Annotated in this window: 16 protein-coding genes; 3 read left to right on the top strand and 13 right to left on the bottom strand. The window is 63.2% G+C overall.

Going from position 1 to position 17,309, the window contains the following annotated elements; genetic code table 11:
- Window positions 1–163: 163 nt before the first annotated feature.
- A complete protein-coding gene (gene rpsU, locus ACWKWX_RS04440; RefSeq protein ID WP_002551877.1) occupies window positions 164–379 on the bottom strand; it encodes a 30S ribosomal protein S21 in 216 nt (71 codons plus the stop codon).
- A gap of 201 nt (window positions 380–580) precedes the next feature.
- On the opposite strand from rpsU, the gene tsaD reads away from it, so the two are divergent.
- Window positions 581–1,606, top strand: coding sequence for a tRNA (adenosine(37)-N6)-threonylcarbamoyltransferase complex transferase subunit TsaD (tsaD, locus tag ACWKWX_RS04445; protein ID WP_416427175.1), 1,026 nt, complete (start codon window positions 581–583; stop codon window positions 1,604–1,606).
- A 12-nt stretch (window positions 1,607–1,618) separates the two neighbouring features.
- Here the strand turns inward: tsaD and plsY are convergent, their stop codons facing one another.
- Window positions 1,619–2,188, bottom strand: coding sequence for a glycerol-3-phosphate 1-O-acyltransferase PlsY (gene plsY / locus ACWKWX_RS04450; RefSeq protein ID WP_416427174.1), 570 nt, complete (start codon window positions 2,186–2,188; stop codon window positions 1,619–1,621).
- 75 nt (window positions 2,189–2,263) lie between these two features.
- On the opposite strand from plsY, the gene folB reads away from it, so the two are divergent.
- Together folB and folK are read left to right on the top strand one after the other, a co-directional pair.
- The gene (gene folB / locus ACWKWX_RS04455) at window positions 2,264–2,617 is read left to right on the top strand and encodes a dihydroneopterin aldolase (protein WP_416427173.1); all 354 of its coding nucleotides are present in this window, start codon (window positions 2,264–2,266) and stop codon (window positions 2,615–2,617) included.
- Window positions 2,608–3,117: a 2-amino-4-hydroxy-6-hydroxymethyldihydropteridine diphosphokinase gene (folK, locus tag ACWKWX_RS04460; protein ID WP_483827100.1), complete on the top strand. Its 510-nt coding sequence runs from the start codon at window positions 2,608–2,610 to the stop codon at window positions 3,115–3,117. The genes folB and folK overlap by 10 nt, the downstream gene beginning before the upstream one ends.
- Before the next feature lie 88 nt (window positions 3,118–3,205).
- Here the strand turns inward: folK and ACWKWX_RS04465 are convergent, their stop codons facing one another.
- From ACWKWX_RS04465 to ACWKWX_RS04515, 11 genes are all read right to left on the bottom strand, one after another.
- Window positions 3,206–4,297 carry a tRNA nucleotidyltransferase/poly(A) polymerase-related protein gene (locus ACWKWX_RS04465; RefSeq protein ID WP_483827101.1) on the bottom strand — a complete coding sequence of 364 codons (1,092 nt, stop codon included), beginning with the start codon at window positions 4,295–4,297 and terminating at the stop codon, window positions 3,206–3,208.
- Window positions 4,298–4,363: 66 nt separating this feature from the next.
- On the bottom strand, window positions 4,364–5,926 hold the full coding sequence (locus tag ACWKWX_RS04470; protein ID WP_473004674.1) for a SpoVR family protein: 1,563 nt from the start codon (window positions 5,924–5,926) through the stop codon (window positions 4,364–4,366).
- Entirely contained in the window at window positions 5,923–7,197 is a 1,275-nt protein-coding gene (locus tag ACWKWX_RS04475) for a YeaH/YhbH family protein (protein ID WP_416427169.1), read from the bottom strand. Before ACWKWX_RS04475 ends, ACWKWX_RS04470 begins: the two co-directional genes overlap by 4 nt.
- 124 nt (window positions 7,198–7,321) lie before the next feature.
- On the bottom strand, window positions 7,322–9,244 hold the full coding sequence (locus ACWKWX_RS04480) for a PrkA family serine protein kinase (RefSeq protein ID WP_158153224.1): 1,923 nt from the start codon (window positions 9,242–9,244) through the stop codon (window positions 7,322–7,324).
- A 279-nt stretch (window positions 9,245–9,523) separates the two neighbouring features.
- On the bottom strand, window positions 9,524–9,853 hold the full coding sequence (gene glpE / locus ACWKWX_RS04485; protein WP_416427168.1) for a thiosulfate sulfurtransferase GlpE: 330 nt from the start codon (window positions 9,851–9,853) through the stop codon (window positions 9,524–9,526).
- A 126-nt stretch (window positions 9,854–9,979) separates the two neighbouring features.
- Window positions 9,980–10,828, bottom strand: a complete 849-nt coding sequence (locus ACWKWX_RS04490; protein ID WP_483827102.1) for a symmetrical bis(5'-nucleosyl)-tetraphosphatase — start codon at window positions 10,826–10,828, stop codon at window positions 9,980–9,982.
- Window positions 10,828–11,208, bottom strand: coding sequence for a Co2+/Mg2+ efflux protein ApaG (gene apaG / locus ACWKWX_RS04495; RefSeq protein ID WP_416427166.1), 381 nt, complete (start codon window positions 11,206–11,208; stop codon window positions 10,828–10,830). The genes ACWKWX_RS04490 and apaG overlap by 1 nt, the downstream gene beginning before the upstream one ends.
- 106 nt (window positions 11,209–11,314) lie before the next feature.
- Entirely contained in the window at window positions 11,315–12,121 is an 807-nt protein-coding gene (rsmA, locus tag ACWKWX_RS04500) for a 16S rRNA (adenine(1518)-N(6)/adenine(1519)-N(6))-dimethyltransferase RsmA (protein WP_416427165.1), read from the bottom strand.
- Window positions 12,118–13,107, bottom strand: a complete 990-nt coding sequence (gene pdxA, locus ACWKWX_RS04505; RefSeq protein ID WP_416427164.1) for a 4-hydroxythreonine-4-phosphate dehydrogenase PdxA — start codon at window positions 13,105–13,107, stop codon at window positions 12,118–12,120. The genes rsmA and pdxA overlap by 4 nt, the downstream gene beginning before the upstream one ends.
- Window positions 13,104–14,432: a peptidylprolyl isomerase gene (locus ACWKWX_RS04510; RefSeq protein ID WP_416427163.1), complete on the bottom strand. Its 1,329-nt coding sequence runs from the start codon at window positions 14,430–14,432 to the stop codon at window positions 13,104–13,106. The genes pdxA and ACWKWX_RS04510 overlap by 4 nt, the downstream gene beginning before the upstream one ends.
- Window positions 14,413–17,199, bottom strand: a complete 2,787-nt coding sequence (locus tag ACWKWX_RS04515) for an LPS-assembly protein LptD (protein WP_483827103.1) — start codon at window positions 17,197–17,199, stop codon at window positions 14,413–14,415. Before ACWKWX_RS04515 ends, ACWKWX_RS04510 begins: the two co-directional genes overlap by 20 nt.
- Window positions 17,200–17,309: the final 110 nt, after the last annotated feature.

Here is a 17,309-nt window from a genome sequence, read left to right on the forward strand (position 1 = left end):
GTCTGACGTTTCAGGCAGGTTTGCTTCGGCGCACAAGGCGACCTCGGCAGCCGCTCGGGCCAGGCCAGAACGGGGTGTTGCAACAACGGCTCTTGCAACAGCAACAACTGCCGGCAGCCCGGCTTTGGGCCGGGCGAGGCAGAAGCTTGCGACGCAGTCTGTATTAGTACAGACGAACGGCGCGGCGCTGTTCGCGCTGAACTTTCTTGGCGTGACGCTTAACAGCAGCAGCTGCTTTGCGCTTACGCTCGGAAGTCGGCTTCTCGTAAAATTCGCGGCTACGAACTTCAGCCAGTACACCGGCTTTTTCGCAGGAGCGCTTGAAACGACGCAGAGCTACGTCGAAGGGTTCGTTCTCTTTAACTTTGACGGCTGGCATCTAGAGCTACCTTCATTCATTACCGGGATCGACGTGCCAATGGCAAAAACATGCGCTGAAGTACGTCGGTTTTTAAGGGTTGCGGATGTTAACCCTTACCCGCCCGGAATGCAAAGCCTCTGATCGAAAACCGCTGGCCGGGGCCCTGAGTGGCGACTATCATGCGCGCCTTCGAATTCAGCCTCAACAAGGCCATGACCCATGTTAGTACTGGGATTGGAAACATCCTGCGACGAAACCGGCGTCGCCCTCTATGACAGCGAACGCGGGCTTTTGGCCGACGCGCTGTTCAGCCAGATCGACCTGCACCGTGCCTATGGCGGCGTGGTGCCCGAGCTTGCCTCCCGTGACCACGTGAAGCGCATGCTGCCCTTGATCCGCCAGGTGTTGGCCGAGGCCGACTGCGTGGCCACCGAGATCGACGCCATTGCCTACACCGCCGGCCCGGGCCTGGTGGGCGCGCTGCTGGTGGGGGCGTCCTGCGCCCAGGCGCTGGCGTTCGCCTGGGGTATCCCGGCCCTTGGCGTGCACCACATGGAGGGCCATCTGCTGGCGCCCATGCTGGAGGCGCAACCGCCGGAATTCCCGTTCGTCGCTTTGTTGGTTTCCGGTGGCCACACCCAGCTGGTGCGCGTCGACGGCATTGGCCAGTACGAGCTGCTGGGCGAGACCCTGGACGATGCCGCTGGCGAGGCGTTCGACAAGACCGCGAAGATGATCGGCCTCAATTACCCGGGCGGTCCCGAGATCGCGCGTATGGCCGCCCAGGGCGTGCCCGGCCGGTTCACGTTCCCGCGGCCGATGACCGATCGCCCGGGCCTGACGTTCAGCTTCAGCGGCCTGAAAACCTCGGCCCTGAACACCTGGCAGCACTGTCAGGCAGCTGGGGACGACAGCGATCAGACCCGTAGCGACATCTCGCTGGCGTTCCAGCAGGCGGTGGTGGACACTCTGACCATCAAGTGCCGCCGTGCCCTGAAACAGACCGGCCTCAGCCGCCTGGTGATCGCCGGTGGCGTGAGCGCCAACAAGGCCCTGCGCGAGTCGCTGGACAGCATGCTGGGCGAGTTCAACGGCAAGGTGTTCTACGCGCGTCCGCAGTTCTGCACCGACAACGGCGCGATGATCGCCTACGCCGGTTGCCAGCGCCTGCAGGCCGGCCAGCACGAAAGCCTGGCCATCAGCGTGCAGGCGCGCTGGCCCATGGAACAATTGCCGGCGCTGTAACCGTCGTCCGGCTCAGAAATGCCGTTCACGGCCGGCCAGCAGGTCGCGCAGGTTGCCGCGGTGGCGCCACACGATCAGCAGGGTCAGCACGCTCATGGGCAGCAGCGCCTGGGGCTCCTGCCAGGCCAGCAATGGCAGGGTCAGGGGCGTGGCGATCAGCGAGGCCAGCGAGCTGGTGCGGGTGAGGTAGAACGTCAGCGCCCAGGCGGCCACCGCCAGCAACGCGGCGGGCGGGTAGAGCGCCAGGATCATGCCGGCGGCAGTGGCCACGCCCTTGCCGCCCTGGAAATGGAAATACAGCGGGAACATGTGGCCGAGCACCGCACACAGGCCGATCCAGGCCTGGGCTTGCAGGTCGAGCCCGGCAAGGCGGGCCACCAGCACGGGCAGCAGGCCCTTGCACAGGTCGCCCAGCAGGGTGAGGATGGCGAGTTTCCTGCCGGCCAGGCGCAGCATGTTGGTGGCGCCGGCGTTGCCGGAGCCGCTCATGCGCGGGTCAGGGTTACCGGTCACGCGGCTAAGCACAATGGCGAAGGACAGCGAGCCGAGCAGGTAGGCGAGAATCGCCAGTAACCAAAACATGCTAACTATTCCGGGCGAGGACGCCCCTGATTCTAACGGCGCATTGCGCCCTTGTCGTGCTGCGGAGAGAAGTGCTTGGACAGAGTGTTTATCGAAGGTCTGGAAGTCGACACCGTGATCGGTGCCTATGACTGGGAGCGTGGCATCCGTCAGTGCCTGCGCCTGGACCTGAGTTTTGCCTGGGACAACCGCCCGGCCGCCGCAGGCGACGACCTGACCCTGGCGCTGGACTATGCCAGTGTTTCCACGCGCATCCAGGCCTTTGCCGAGGCCAGCCAGTTCCAGTTGGTGGAAACCTTCGCCGAACGCCTGGCGCAGGTGCTGATGAGCGAATTCAATATTCCCTGGCTGCACCTGAAACTGACCAAGCCTGGCGCCGTTGCGGCCGCCAAGGGCGTTGGCGTGGAGATCGAGCGCGGATGTCGCTGACGCGGATTTACCTGGGCCTGGGCAGCAACATCGACCGCGAGGCGCACCTGTGCGCCGGCCTCGATGCGCTGGCCGGCTTCCTCCAGGACATGCACTGCTCGGCGGTGTTCGAAAGCCAGCCGGTGGGCATCAAGAGCGGGCCGTTCTTCAACCTGGTGGTCAGCGCGCTGACCGACCTGCCGTTGATCGAGCTGGACCGCCGGCTGAAGTTCATCGAGGTCGACAACGGCCGCTATGCGCCGGAGCGCAAGGGCTTGCCGCTGGACATCGACGTGCTGCTGTACGGCGACCTGGCAGGCAATTTCGACGGCCTGGTGCTGCCACGGGCGGAGATTCTCAAGAACGCCTTCGTGCTGTGGCCGCTGGCGTTGATTGCGCCGGATGTGCTGCACCCGGGCGTGGGCAAGTCCATGGCCCAGGTGTGGGCCGAGGCGCAGATTGACCAGGTGCTGGCACCGGCGCCGTTCGAGTGGCGCGGCCGGCAGTTGACCTGTCTCTGAATTGGCGTCGCCTGTATCGCGACCAAGGTCGGCTCCTACGCCGATTTGGGTAGGAGCCGACCTTGGTCGCGATGCAGGCGATACGGTTTCAAACCGTGTAGGCCTGCAAGGCCTTCAGGCGTTCGGCTTTCAGCGCCTCGCCCAGCTGTTGCCCGGTATATCCGGCTTCCACCAGGGGTTTCACCGCTACCCCGCGCGCTGCATCCGCTGCGCCGCGTAGATAATCGGCCTGTGGACAACTTTCGCCGCGGGCGAGCGCCTCCATCTCGCCCACCCTGATGAACTCCTCGAAGCGCTGCGGCCGACGGTACACGTCGAAGCCCTGCAGCAGTTCCAGCAGCTGTGCGGCTTCCAGTTGCAGCGCGCGGCGGCCATCCTCGCCGTACTGGCCCGCCAGCATCGCCAGCTCCTGGCAGTCGCGGGGCACCTTGAAGCGTTCGTTGATGGCCTTGCCCAGGCCACCTGCCAGGCATGCCCAGCGCACGGTCAGTGGTTGTTCGTGGCGTGCAGCCTGTTCCAGGGCGCCCAGGCGTACAGTTGGCAGGGCGTCCAGTTCCGGCATCAGTTGCTTCAGGGCGCCGCAGTCGTGCAGCACCTGGATAAACACCTGTGGCTGGTTTTCCATTAGCGCCCGGGCGATTTCCTTCCAGCTGCGTTCGGCGGTCAGTGCTTGCAGTTCACCCGATTCGCTCAGCTCGCGCATCAATTCCAGTGTGTCGGCGGCGACGGTGAACCCTGTCTCGGCGTAGCGCGCGGCAAAGCGGGCAACGCGTAGCACGCGCAGGGGATCTTCGGCGAACGCCGGGGAAACGTGGCGTAAAATTCGTTGTTCGAGGTCGGCCTGGCCGTGGTAGGGGTCGACCACATTGCCGTCATCGTCCTCGGCCATGGCGTTGATGGTCAGGTCACGGCGTATCAGGTCCTGCTCCAGGGTAACGTCGGGGCTTGCGTGAAACACAAAGCCGCCGTAGCCGTGGCCGCTCTTGCGTTCGGTGCGCGCCAGGGCGTATTCCTCGCCCGTCTTCGGGTGCAGGAACACCGGGAAATCCGCGCCCACCGGCCGGTAGCCCAGGGCGTGCATCTGCTCGGCGGTGGCGCCCACCACCACCCAATCGATGTCGGTGACCGGGCGGCCCAGGAGACGGTCGCGCACCGCGCCGCCGACTTTGAAAATCTGCATGAAAAAACCTCCGTAGACCCGACAGGATAACCTGTCTGCCGGGCCCGGGGAGGTCAGATGCCTTGGTTAGAGGTGAACGACAGCGAGGTCAAGGCGTCCGTAGTCACCTTCGCTGTGTTCCGTCTTTGGGGGAACATGGTGGGTCTTCATGACTTGGTCGCCCTGCAGGGTTTCCAGGTGGATGTCGAAGCCCCACAGCCGGTGCAGGTGCTTGAGCACCTCGTCGGTGGACTCGCCCAGCGGTTTGCGGTCATGTTGTTGATGGCGCAGGGTCAGCGAGCGGTCGCCACGGCGGTCGATGCTCCAGATCTGCACGTTGGGTTCGCGGTTGCCCAGGTTGTACTGCGCGGCCAGGGTCTCGCGAATGATGCGGTAGCCGCCCTCATCGTGGATGGCCGGCACCAACAGGTCATCGCGCTGGTCGTCATCCATGATGCTGAACAGTTTCAGGTCGCGGATGACCTTGGGCGACAGGTACTGCAGGATGAAGCTCTCGTCCTTGAAGCTGGTCATGGCAAACTTGATGGTAGAAAGCCAATCCGTGCCGGCAATTTCAGGGAACCAGCGGCGATCTTCCTCCGTTGGTTCTTCGCACATGCGGCGGATGTCGCGGTACATGGCGAAGCCCAGCGCGTAGGGGTTGATGCCGTTGTAGTAGGGGCTGTCGAAGCCGGGCTGGAACACCACGCTGGTGTGCGACTGCAGGAATTCCATCATGAAGCCGTCGGTGACCAGGCCTTCGTCGTACAGGTCGTTCATCAGGGTGTAGTGCCAGAACGTCGCCCAGCCTTCGTTCATCACCTGGGTCTGGCGCTGCGGGTAGAAGTACTGCGCGATCTTGCGCACGATGCGCACCACCTCGCGCTGCCAGGGCTCCAGCAGCGGCGCGTGTTTCTCGATGAAGTAGAGGATGTTCTCCTGGGGTTCGGCCGGGAAGCGGGCGTTGTCACGCTCGCTGTTCTTGTCCGCGCTTTTCGGGATGGTGCGCCACAGATCGTTGATCTGCTTCTGCATGTGCTCCTCGCGGTCCTTCTGCCGCCGCCGTTCCTCTTCGGCAGAGATCGGGTAGGGGCGCTTGTAGCGGTCCACGCCGTAGTTCATCAAGGCATGGCAGGAGTCCAGCAGGTCTTCCACCGCGTCGATGCCGTGGCGTTCCTCGCACTGCATGATGTACTGCTTGGCGAACACCAGGTAGTCGATGATCGAGCTGGCGTCGGTCCACGTGCGGAACAGGTAGTTGCCCTTGAAGAAGCTGTTGTGGCCATAGCAGGCATGGGCCACCACCAGCGCCTGCATGCAGATGGTGTTTTCCTCCATCAGGTAGGCGATGCACGGGTCGGAGTTGATGACGATCTCGTAGGCCAGGCCCATCTGCCCACGGGTGTAGGATTTTTCCGTGCTGAGGAAGTGCTTGCCGTAGGACCAGTGATGGTAGCCCAGGGGCATGCCTACCGAGGCGTAGGCATCCATCATCTGTTCAGCCGTGATCACCTCGATCTGGTTGGGGTAGGTATCCAGCGCATAACGCTCGGCAATCCGGCTGATTTCCCGGTCGTAGGCCTGGATCAGTTCGAAGGTCCACTCGGAGCCCGTGGACAGGGGTTGGCGTTTCTGCTCTCTGGCGGTCATGTCACTAACCTGCGCTGGAAGAGTTCACGGAAGACCGGGTAGATATCCCCGGCCGATACCAGTTGCTGCTGGGCGAACGTGTCGGCAAAGGCTTCGCCGATGCGTTCGTACTCGAACCACAATGCCTGGTGTTCGCGCGGGGTGATCTCCACGTAAGTGTAGTACTGCACGAACGGCATGATCTGCTTGGTCAGGATCTCGCGGCAGATGGGCGAGTCGTCGTTCCAGTTGTCGCCGTCCGAAGCCTGCGCCGCGTAGATGTTCCATTCATTGGTGGGGTAGCGCTCGGCCATGATCTCCTGCATCAGCTTCAGGGCGCTGGAGACGATGGTGCCGCCGGTTTCCCGGGAATAGAAGAACTCTTCCTCGTCCACCTCGCGGGCGCTGGTGTGATGGCGGATGAACACCACTTCGATCTTGTCGTAGTTCCGCTTGAGGAACAGGTACAGCAGGATGAAGAAGCGCTTGGCAATGTCCTTGGTGGCCTGGGTCATGGACCCCGACACGTCCATCAGGCAGAACATCACCGCCTTGGAGCTGGGGTTTGGGTGCTTGACCAGCAGGTTGTACTTGAGGTCGAAGGTATCAAGGAACGGCACGCGATGGATGCGCGCGCTGAGACGTTCGATTTCCGTCTCCATTTCCTGAATATCGCCGAAGTTGTCCGGCTCTTCCCGTCGCAGCCGCTCCAGTTCTGCCTTGGCCTCGCGCAGCTTGGCACGGCTGCTGCCCGACAGGGCGATGCGCCGGGCATGGGCCGAACGCAGGGTACGGATGATGTTGATGCGTGAGGGGTTGCCCTCGTTGCTGATGCCCGCGCGCACGGTCTTGTAGGTGTCCGTGCCGCTGAGGTTGCGTTTCACCAGGTTGGGCAGTTCAAGGTCTTCGAACATGAACTCCAGGAACTCTTCCTGGGTGATCTGGAACACGAACTCATCCATGCCTTCGCCGGAATTGCCCGCCTTGCCGGGGCCCTTGCCACCGCCGCCGCCCCCCTGGGGCCGGGCGATGTGCTCGCCGGCGGTGAATTCCTTGTTGCCGGGGTGCACGACGGTCTGCTTGCCGCCGCGGCCATGGTGCAGCACCGGCTCGTCGATGTCGCGGCCGGGGATGCTGATCTGTTCGCCGTGTTCCATGTCGGTGATGGAGCGACGGCTGACCGCCTCTTCCACCGCCTTCTTGATGTGGTCACGGTAGCGCCGCAGGAAACGCTGGCGGTTCACCGTGCTCTTGTTCTTGCCATTCAGGCGTCGGTCGATCACGTAGCTCATAGGCCCTCCGGGCAGCTGCAAGCCTTAAGCTGCAAGCCGCAAGTCAAAAGCTACAGGCCGCGACCTCGGGGCACCGGCGCGGTGGCGGTGCCCCAAGGCGTGCAGCTTGAAGCTTACCGCTGCTTCACTGCGACTTTCTGACCCGCAGGTACCACTCGGAGAGCAGCCGTACCTGTTTGTCGGTGTACCCGCGTTCGACCATTCGCGTAACGAAGTCGTTGTGTTTTTGCTGGTCCTCCTTGCTGGCCTTGGCGTTGAAGCTGATGACGGGCAGCAGGTCCTCGGTGTTGGAGAACATTTTCTTCTCGATGACCACCCGCAGCTTCTCGTAGCTGAGCCAGGTGGGGTTCTTGCCGTTGTTGTTGGCCCGGGCGCGCAGCACGAAGTTGACGATCTCGTTGCGGAAATCCTTCGGGTTGCTGATGCCGGCCGGCTTCTCGATTTTCTCCAGTTCTTCGTTGAGGGCCACGCGGTTGAGGATTTCGCCGGTTTCCGGGTCGCGGTATTCCTGGTCTTGAATCCAGAAGTCGGCGTACAGCACGTAGCGGTCGAAGATGTTCTGGCCGTATTCGCTGTAGGACTCCAGGTAAGCGGTCTGGATTTCCTTGCCGATGAACTCGATGTAGCGCGGCGCCAGGTATTCCTTCAGGTAGCGCAGGTAGCGTTCGCGCACCTCCGCCGGGAATTGCTCCTGCTCGATCTGCTGTTCCAGCACGTACAGCAGGTGCACCGGGTTGGCGGCGATTTCATGCGGGTCGAAGTTGAACACCTTGGACAGGATCTTGAACGCGAAGCGGGTCGACAGGCCGTTCATGCCCTCGTCCACGCCGGCGCTGTCGCGGTATTCCTGGATCGACTTGGCCTTGGGATCGGTATCCTTGAGGTTCTCGCCGTCGTAGACGCGCATCTTCGAGTAGATGTTGGAGTTTTCCGGCTCCTTGAGGCGCGACAGCACGGTGAACTGGGCCAGCATCTTGAGGGTGTCGGGGGCGCAATGGGCCTTGGACAGGGAGCTGTTGAACAGCAGCTTGTCGTAGATCTTGATCTCGTCGCTGACGCGCAGGCAGTACGGCACCTTGACGATGTAGATCCGGTCGATGAACGCCTCGTTGTTCTTGTTGTTGCGGAAGCTGTGCCATTCCGATTCGTTGGAGTGGGCCAGCAGGATGCCGGAGTAGGGGATGGCCCCCAGGCCTTCGGTGCTGTTGTAGTTGCCTTCCTGGGTGGCGGTGAGCAAGGGGTGCAGGACCTTGATCGGCGCCTTGAACATCTCGACGAATTCCATCAGGCCCTGGTTGGCCCGGCACAGCGCACCCGAGTAGCTATAGGCGTCGGCGTCGTTCTGTGGGTATTCCTCCAGCTTGCGGATGTCGACTTTACCCACCAGCGCGGAGATGTCCTGGTTGTTCTCGTCGCCCGGCTCGGTCTTCGCCACGGCGATCTGGTTGAGGATGGACGGGTAGAGCTTCACCACGCGGAACTGGCTGATGTCGCCGCCGAACTCGGCCAGGCGCTTGGTGGCCCACGGCGACATGATGGTGTTGAGGTAGCGGCGCGGGATGCCGAAGTCCTCTTCCAGGATGGCACCGTCCTCGGTGGCGTTGAACAACCCCAGGGGCGATTCGAACACCGGCGAGCCCTTGATGGCGTAGAAGGGTACTTTCTCGATCAGTTGCTTGAGTTTTTCGGCGAGGGACGATTTGCCGCCGCCCACCGGGCCCAGCAGGTAGAGGATCTGTTTCTTCTCTTCCAGGCCCTGCGCGGCGTGGCGGAAGTACGAGACGATCTGGTCGATGCACTCCTCCATGCCGTGGAAGTCTTCGAAGGCTGGATAGCGCCGGATCACCTTGTTGGAGAAGATGCGCGACAGCCGTGAATTGGTCGACGTGTCGAGCAACTCCGGTTCCCCGATTGCCATCAGAATGCGTTCGGCGGCAGAAGCGTAGGCACTGCGATCCTTTTTGCAGAGCTCGAGATACTCCTGCAGCGAGAGTTCTTCCTGACGAGTGGACTCGAAACGCTGTTGGAAGTGGCTAAAAATACTCATGACGTCACCTCGCTCGATACGTGGAGCCGACGTCGGATCAATCAGTTGATGCTGGCAGCAGTCGAAACGATCGGCCGCTGTATACCCCCCAGAACACCTCTAAGTCGCTACCGATGACCCGCGCGTCGGTGTACCGGCTCTCCCCTGTTTTGGATGGCCTGAACCTAAGGATAGTTGGGAATCTCAGACTTCAAGGTGCAATGAGCGATATGTTATGGGCCGACCGTTCGTCAGGCCGCGCGAAGCCCCGTGGGGCGGGGGCTTGGCGTCAGAAAAAATTTATTCCGCGATGCCTTGCGCGGTTTGCTCGGGGTAGGTGACTTTCCACAGCTCGAAGCCGCCATCCAGGCTGTACACCTCGGCAAAGCCCTGGCTGACCAGGTAGGCGGCGGCGCCCTGGCTGGAGTTGCCGTGGTAACAGACCACTACCAGTGGCTTGTCGAGGTCGGCGCCGCGGATGAAGTCCTGCACCGAGTGGTTGTCCAGGTGCTGCGCGTTGGGGATGTGGCTGGCGGCGAAGGTCTGGGCGTCGCGCACGTCGACGATGGCCGCGCCATTGGCGAGCAGCTCATGGGCCGTTTGCGGCGGGATGCGTTTGAATTCGGTCATGACAGGCTCCTGGGTATGATCGGCTTGTAGCCCGTGGGAGCTGGCTTGCCAGCGAGCTTTTTGTGCCGCCGAAAAGCTCGCTGGCAAGCCAGCTCCCACAGGTCGTTTGTTACCGATTCTACCGCGTCAGGGTTGCCCTATCGAGCCGCGTATGTTGCCGTGCTCGTCACAGGCGCAGCCGTGGCGTTCGCCGGTGTCGACGTTCATTAGGGTCATGGCGCCGCCCCACACGCAGCCGGTGTCCAGGGCGAAGATGCCAGGTTCGTCGCATTTGCCTTCCAGTGCTGCCCAGTGGCCGAAGATGATCTTCAGGCCGCGGGTCTTGCGCTCGCGAATCTTGAACCAGGGCGCGTAGCCCGGTGGCGCGGTGTCGGCGCCCTCCTTGCCCTTGAGGTCGAGCTTGCCCTCGGGGGTGCAGAAGCGCATGCGGGTGAAGTAGTTGGTGATCACCCGCAGCCGCTCGACGCCAGTCAGGTCGTTGTGCCACTTGGCCGGCTCGTTGCCGTACATGCCGTCCAGGAACGGCGGGAACAGGTTGTCGTCGCGCAGCGCCTGTTCCACCTCTTCGGCGCAGCGCAGGGCTTTCTTCAGCGACCACTGGGGTGGAATGCCGGCGTGCACCAGGGCCATGTCGCGCTGTTCGTCGTAGTGCATCAGCTTTTGCCGGCGCAGCCAGTCGAGCAGTACTGGCGCGTCCGGCGCCTCGATGATCTCGCGCAGAGTGTCGCTTTTCTTCAGGCGCTCGATGTTGCGGCCGGCGGCCAGCAGGTGCAGGTCGTGATTGCCCAGCACGCACACCAGTGACTCGCGCATGCCATACAGGAAGCGCAGGGTTTCCAGGGACTCGGGGCCACGGTTGACCAGGTCGCCCACCAGCCACAGGCGGTCGTGGGCCGGGTCGAAGCGCACTTTTTCCAGCAGGCATTTGAGCGGTTGCAGGCAGCCTTGCAGGTCTCCGGCCGCGTACACCGCCATCAGTGCAGGGCCCCGGGCACGGCCAGGCGGAAGGGCGCGATGATGGCGTCGAAGTGTTTGCCGTCCTCGGCCACCATCTGGTAGCTGCCCTGCATGGTGCCGACCTGGGAGGCCATGACCGTGCCGCTGCTGTAGGTGTGGCTCTGGCCAGCTTCAATCAGCGGTTGCTGGCCAACCACGCCGGCACCGCGCACTTCCTCGACCTTGCCGTCGCCGTCGGTGATGACCCAGTGCCGCGAGACCAACTTGGCCGGCAATTGGCCATTATTGCGCACGGTAACGGTGTAGGCGAACGCGAACCGCTGGTGTTCAGGCTGCGATTGTTCGGCGAGGAAGCGGGTGACGACGCTGACGTCGATCTGATAGCGGGGATCGGACATGCAAGGGGGCCTTATTGCAAAAAACGAAGGGCATTCGGGGTGCCGGTGTCTTGAGTCTAGGCCATCGTGCGCCCGGGCAGTAGTCCGGGACGCACGATGAGGGCGATCAGCTGGCGCTGGTCTGCTCGAACAGCTTGTCGGCCAGGCGCACGAAGGCGGCCAGGTCGAGCTGTTCCGGGCGCTTGCTGCCGTCGACGCCGGCGGCTTCGATGGCTTCGCTGCTGAGCAGGGCCTTGAGGGTGTTGCGCAGGGTCTTGCGGCGCTGGTTGAAGGCTTCGCGGACGATGCGCTCCAGCAGGCGGTGGTCCTTGGCCGGGTGCGGCAGGGTGGTGTGCGGCACCAGGCGGACGATGGCCGAGTCGACCTTGGGCGGCGGGTTGAACGCGCCGGGGCCAACGTTGAACAGGTGCTCAACGCGGCAGTGGTACTGGACCATGATCGACAGGCGGCCCCAGTCACCGCCGCCAGGGCCTGCGGCCATGCGCTCGACCACTTCCTTCTGCAGCATGAAGTGCATGTCGCGGATCAGCTCGGCGTTCGCCAGCAGGTGGAAGATCAGCGGCGTGGAGATGTTGTACGGCAGGTTGCCGACCACGCGCAGAGTACCGGGAGCGGCGCCCAGGGTGGTGAAGTCGAACTTAAGGGCGTCGCCCTGGTGCAGGTTGAAGTTGCCACGGCCGGCGAACTGGCGGTTGAGGATAGGCACCAGGTCCTTGTCCAGTTCCACCACGTCCAGCTGTGCGCCGCTGCCCAGCAGGCCCTCGGTGAGGGCGCCCTGGCCCGGGCCGATTTCCAGCATGCGCTCGCCTTCGCGGGCATGGATGGAACGCAGGATGCGGTCGATGACGCCGGCATCGTGCAGGAAGTTCTGGCCGAAGCGCTTGCGCGCCCGGTGTTGGTATTGCTCGGTCATATACGGGTCTCGGCCATCTGGTAGGCGGTGTCCAGCGCGACCTTGAGGCTGCCGGTGTCGATCCGGCCGCTGCCGGCCAGGTCCAGGGCAGTGCCGTGGTCCACCGACGTGCGGATGATCGGCAGGCCCAGGGTGATATTCACCGCGGCGCCAAAGCCTTTGTACTTGAGTACGGGCAGCCCCTGGTCATGGTACATCGCCAGCACTGCGTCGCAATGCTCCAGATATTTGGGGGTAAACAGAGTGTCGGCTGGCAGCGGGCCGCGAAGGTCCATGCCCTCGCTGCGCAGGCGTTCCAGTGTCGGTTCGATGATCTCGATCTCTTCACGGCCCAGGTGGCCGCCTTCGCCGGCATGCGGGTTGAGCCCACAGACCAGGATGCGGGGCTGGGCGATGCCGAACTTGTCCTTGAGATCCGCGTGCAGGATGCGGGTCACCCGCTCCAGGCGTTCTTCGGTGATTGCATCGGCTACCGCGCGCAGGGGCAGGTGAGTGGTCACCAGGGCCACGCGCAGGCCGTGTGTGGCAAGCATCATCACCACCTGTTCGGTGTGAGTCAGCTCGGCCAGGAATTCGGTGTGGCCGGAAAAGGCGATGCCGGCCTCGTTGATCACGCCCTTGTGCACCGGGGCGGTGATCATGCCGGCGAAACGGCCGTCCAGGCAGCCCTGGCCCGCGCGGGTCAGGGTTTCGAGGACGAAGGCTGCGTTGGCACGGTCCAGCTGGCCGGTGACGACGGGCGCCGCCAGTGGCGTGTCCCACACGTAGAGGCTACCGGCGTCGGCGGGCTGGGCGGGCAGGGCATCGGGGTCGACCGCCAGCACGCTGACGGCCACGCCCAGTTGCGCGGCCCGCTCAAGGAGCAGGTCGCGGCTGGTAATGGCAATCAGGGGGTGTGGCTGGCGTTGCGCGGCCAGCAGCAGGCACAGGTCAGGACCTATGCCCGCCGGCTCGCCGGGCGTCAGCGCGAAGCGCGTGGGCTTCACTGGTCGGCCTGGGCAGCCTGTTCGGCGCCAGGCAGCTTGATCTCGACGTAGGCTTCGTCGCGGATCTGGCGCAGCCAGCTCTGCAGCTCTTCGTCGTACTTGCGGTTACGCAGGATCATCATGGCTTGCTGCTCGCGCGCCTGTTCGGTGCTGTCGGTGGCACGACGGCCCAGCACTTCCAGGATGTGCCAGCCAAACTGGGTCTTGAACGGCTTGGACACGACGCCTTGCGGGCTGTCAGCCATGACCTGGCGGAACTCGGGCACCAGCGACTGCGGGTCGACCCAGTTCAGGTCACCACCGTTGAGGGCCGAACCCGGGTCTTCGGAGTAGCTCTTCGCCAGTTCGGCGAAGTCTTCACCGCCCTTGATGCGGTCGTACAGACGGTCCGCCAGCACCTTGGTTTCCGCTTCGCTGCGTACTTCGTTGGGCTTGAGCAGGATGTGGCGCACGTGCACTTCATCACGGGTAACGGTACCGCCACCGCGTTTTTCCAGCAGCTTCAGGATGATGAAGCCGCCTGGGGTGCGGGTTGGCTCGGTGACGTCACCCTGGCTCAGGGCACTGACCTGGGCGTCGAACGGCGGTGGCAGTTGGGCAGCTTTACGCCAGCCCATGTCGCCGCCTTCCAGGGCGTTGTCGCTGCCCGAGTTGGCCACGGCCAGTTGGCCGAAGTCGGCACCCTGTTTCAGGCGGGTGTAGATGTCGCCTGCCTTGTGGGCCGCCGCCTGGATCGCTTCCGAGCTTGCGCTTTCCGGGGTGGCGATCAGGATGTTGGCCAGGTGGAACTCTTCAGACAGCTGGGCCTTGCCCAGGTCCGAGGCGAGGAAGTTCTTCACTTCCTGCTCCGACACCTGGATGCGCTCGGCCACGCGGCGCTGGCGCACGCGGCTGATGATCATCTCGCGCTTCACCTGGTCACGGGCGTCCTGGTACGACAGGCCGTCGTGGGCCAGGGCCGCCTGGAACTGCGCCACGCTCATGTTGTTGCGCTGGGCGATGGTGCCGATGGCCTGGTTCAGCTCTTCGTCGGTGATGCGAACGCCGGAGCGCTCGCCGATCTGCAGCTGCAGGTTCTCGACGATCAGGCGCTCCAGCACCTGCTTCTCCAGCACGTCGGTAGGCGGCATGTTGGCGCCGCCACGCTTGGCGATGGTCTGCTGGACCTCGTGGACGCGCTGGTCCAGTTGGCTCTTCATGATCACGTCGTTATCGACGATGGCCACCACGCTATCAAGCGGTTGAACCTCGGCATGAGCCGCGCCACTCAACAACAGTGCGCCCAGAAGCAGCGGGCGCAAACAATTAGTAAGCTTGCTCTTCACGTTCTTTATAACCCTGAATGCCCTTGTCGAGGAAAGACTCGACTTTATTGCCCACTACGCCGCCGAGCCCTTTGAGCACGACTTGCAGGAAGACACCGTGGTCGCCTTTTTCGTTCTGCGGCAGCGACTGGCTGAAGTCGTCGTAGTCGACCCAGTAGCGGCTGATGAAGCGCAGTTTCCAGCAGCAGTTGTCGTACTCGAAACCGGCGAAGGATTCCAGTGTACGGCTGCGGTTGTAGTCGTACTGCCAGCGAGCGATGGCGTTCCACTGCGGAACGATCGGCCACATGATCGAGAAGTCATGCTGCTGGATCTTGTAGTAGTCCTTGATGTAGTCCGCGGTACCCGGAGTGCCGTAGTCGCCGCCGAAGCCCCATTTACCGGTGGCCGAATCGTAGTGAACGATATCGTCGCGGTAGCGGTAGCCGACGTTGATGACCTTGTTCGGGTTGTCCTCAGGCTGGTAGTGGAACATCGCGCTGCCCGAACGGGTGCTGTGGGTGTCCGGGTCCCAGTTGAAGTCCGAATTGAAGCGCCAGTCGCGGTTGAAGTGGTACTCGTACTCCAGGGCATACGGGGAACGGCTGGCGGTAGCCTCGGCGCGGTCCTTGTAGTAGATGCCTGGCAGCTGGACCTTGCGGTCCTGCATGTAGAAGGCTTCACCGAAGCTGAACTTCTGGCGCTCGAAACCGTTGTCTTCCAGCCAGCGGGTGGTAGCACCCAGCGAGATCTTGTTCTCGTCGCCGATGCGGTCATAGCCGGAGAAGCGGTTGTCACGCCACAGCGAAGAGTAGCTGAACTGGTTTTCCGCGGTGTCGAAGACCGGAATGTTGTTCTGGTTTTCGTACGGCACGTACAGATAGTACGCACGCGGCTCGAGTGTCTGGCGGTAGTTGGTGCCGAACATTGAGGTATTGCGGTCGAAGTACAGGCCACTGTCGACGCTGTAGATCGGGATCGAGCGGTCGAGGTTGCTGTGATACACCTCGGTCTGCACGCCGTTGTTCACCAGCGTCTGCTTGCCCTGGCTGTCCAGGTCAAGTTGGTAGTCGGTGTAGATGAAACGCACGGAAGGCTTGATGTAGCCCCACGAGGCGGTCATCGGCAGCGCCATTGCCGGTGCCAGGGTCAGGCGGTCGCCGTTGGCGCGAGCCAGGCCCTGGACGTTATTGTCGATCCGCGACGAGATGTTGCCGTCTTCGTCGCTGTAGGTGCCGTTCTGCAGGCTGCGCTGGAAGCGCACGGCCTCGGTCTGATAGGTGAAATCCAGGCCGCCAGGGTGGTATGGCAACGAACCGTTGAAGGTGATCTGCGGCAGGCGGTCGTACGGGGTGATGTCTGACACGGTGGTCAGCTGGTAGCCCTGTACGTTCAGGCCTGCGGTCCAGTTGTCACTGCGGTAGTAGGCAGCGGCCTGCTGGTTCAGGAAGTCCTCGTTCTTCACGCCGATCTGGTTCGTTTCCAGATCCTGGAAGTAGTAGGGGTCGCTGATCTTGGTGTAGTCGACCTTGTAGGTCAGACGCTTGTCCAGGTCACCCTTGTGCTGCCAGTTGATCATGTAGCGATCTTGCGAGTAATCCGACTGCTGCCGGCGCTCGGTATCTGAATCGCTCAGGTACGCGCCACCGAACTGCCCTTCGCTGGTCGGCGTCAGGTAGCGGAACTCGCCCTCGGTCAACATGCCGCGCTTGCTCATGTAGTGCGGGTACAACGTGGCGTCGTAGTTGGGCGCCAGGTTGAAGTAGTACGGCGTGACCAGCGAGAAGCCGGTCTTGCTGCTGCTGCCGATGCTCGGCGGCAGGAAGCCGGACTGGCGACGATCGTCGATCGGGAAGTAGATGTACGGCGTGTACAGGACCGGGATGTCGTGCACGCGCAGGGTGGCGTTGGTCGCCGTGCCGAAGCCGGTGGCCGGGTTCAGGGTAATGTTGTTGCCCTTGATTTCCCAGGCGTTGCTCGCCGGCTCACAGGTGGTATAGGTACCGTCCTTGAGGCGGATGATGGCGTTCTCGCCACGCTTGGCGTACAGGGCGCTGCCGCGGATGCGCTGCTTGTGCATCACGTACTCGGCGTTGTCGACCTGGGCGGCACCGGTGTCCAGCTGGATTTCGGCGTGGTCGCCCACCAGCAGGGCGCCCTGGTCGCGCAGCTTGACGTTGCCGGTGATCTCGCCGCGGTTCTCGGCCTGGTGCAGGCTGGCCTCGTCGCCTTCGGCCTGCATGCTGCCCTGGCGCATCACCACGTCACCGGCCAGGGTAGCGGTCTGCTGCTCCTGGTCGTAGCGCGATACCTTGGCACCAATGAAGGTCGGCGCGTCTTTCTTCGCCGTCTTGTCGTCCATGCCGGGCCGGATCGGCTCCACATAGGCGCCTTCGCAGTACGGGCCGGTCTCGGCCAGCTGGGCGGCCGTGAGCTTGTCCCGGGGGACCCAATCGAGATGGCTGTAGTCGGCGCTGCGCGATTTCAGGCCACGGCCCTTGCTCTCGGTAACGAGCATCGGGCCCTTGGCCTTGTCCTCGGCGCCAGGCTTGGTCTCGCCGGCGCTTTCAGGCGCCGACGATTCCGCGCTGCCGTCATGGACAGGGCGAGGCGGCAGGACGCCAACGGGGGCCTTGGGTTTGCAATCCCAGGCTCCCGCCGCGGAGACAGTACAGTCATACTGCTCGGCGGCCACCGCGAACGGCACGGCCAGGGGTTGCATCGCCAGCAAACCGCCGGTGACCAGCAACGGGAATTTTTTACGAAACGCGGGGGATTTCAATGCCATCTTATTAGTCCGGGCTTCCTGCGTGCCATCTGCCCGCGGTGGGGCCGCACGCCTCTCGATGGTCTGAAAAAGATGCTGGATAATAAAGCATGACCCGCTTGACGGCTAGC

It is taken from the genome of Pseudomonas imperatae, assembly GCF_057128625.1.

Bases quoted from the DNA above. Each gene is read 5' to 3' on its own strand.
- rpsU (WP_002551877.1), bottom strand. From the start codon at position 379: ATGCCAGCCGTCAAAGTTAAAGAGAACGAACCCTTCGACGTAGCTCTG.
- tsaD (WP_416427175.1), top strand. From the start codon at position 581: ATGTTAGTACTGGGATTGGAAACATCCTGCGACGAAACCGGCGTCGCC.
- plsY (WP_416427174.1), bottom strand. From the start codon at position 2,188: ATGTTTTGGTTACTGGCGATTCTCGCCTACCTGCTCGGCTCGCTGTCC.
- folK (WP_483827100.1), top strand. From the start codon at position 2,608: ATGTCGCTGACGCGGATTTACCTGGGCCTGGGCAGCAACATCGACCGC.
- ACWKWX_RS04465 (WP_483827101.1), bottom strand. From the start codon at position 4,297: ATGCAGATTTTCAAAGTCGGCGGCGCGGTGCGCGACCGTCTCCTGGGC.
- ACWKWX_RS04470 (WP_473004674.1), bottom strand. From the start codon at position 5,926: ATGACCGCCAGAGAGCAGAAACGCCAACCCCTGTCCACGGGCTCCGAG.
- ACWKWX_RS04475 (WP_416427169.1), bottom strand. From the start codon at position 7,197: ATGAGCTACGTGATCGACCGACGCCTGAATGGCAAGAACAAGAGCACG.
- ACWKWX_RS04480 (WP_158153224.1), bottom strand. From the start codon at position 9,244: ATGAGTATTTTTAGCCACTTCCAACAGCGTTTCGAGTCCACTCGTCAG.
- glpE (WP_416427168.1), bottom strand. From the start codon at position 9,853: ATGACCGAATTCAAACGCATCCCGCCGCAAACGGCCCATGAGCTGCTC.
- ACWKWX_RS04490 (WP_483827102.1), bottom strand. From the start codon at position 10,828: ATGGCGGTGTACGCGGCCGGAGACCTGCAAGGCTGCCTGCAACCGCTC.
- apaG (WP_416427166.1), bottom strand. From the start codon at position 11,208: ATGTCCGATCCCCGCTATCAGATCGACGTCAGCGTCGTCACCCGCTTC.
- rsmA (WP_416427165.1), bottom strand. From the start codon at position 12,121: ATGACCGAGCAATACCAACACCGGGCGCGCAAGCGCTTCGGCCAGAAC.
- ACWKWX_RS04515 (WP_483827103.1), bottom strand. From the start codon at position 17,199: ATGGCATTGAAATCCCCCGCGTTTCGTAAAAAATTCCCGTTGCTGGTC.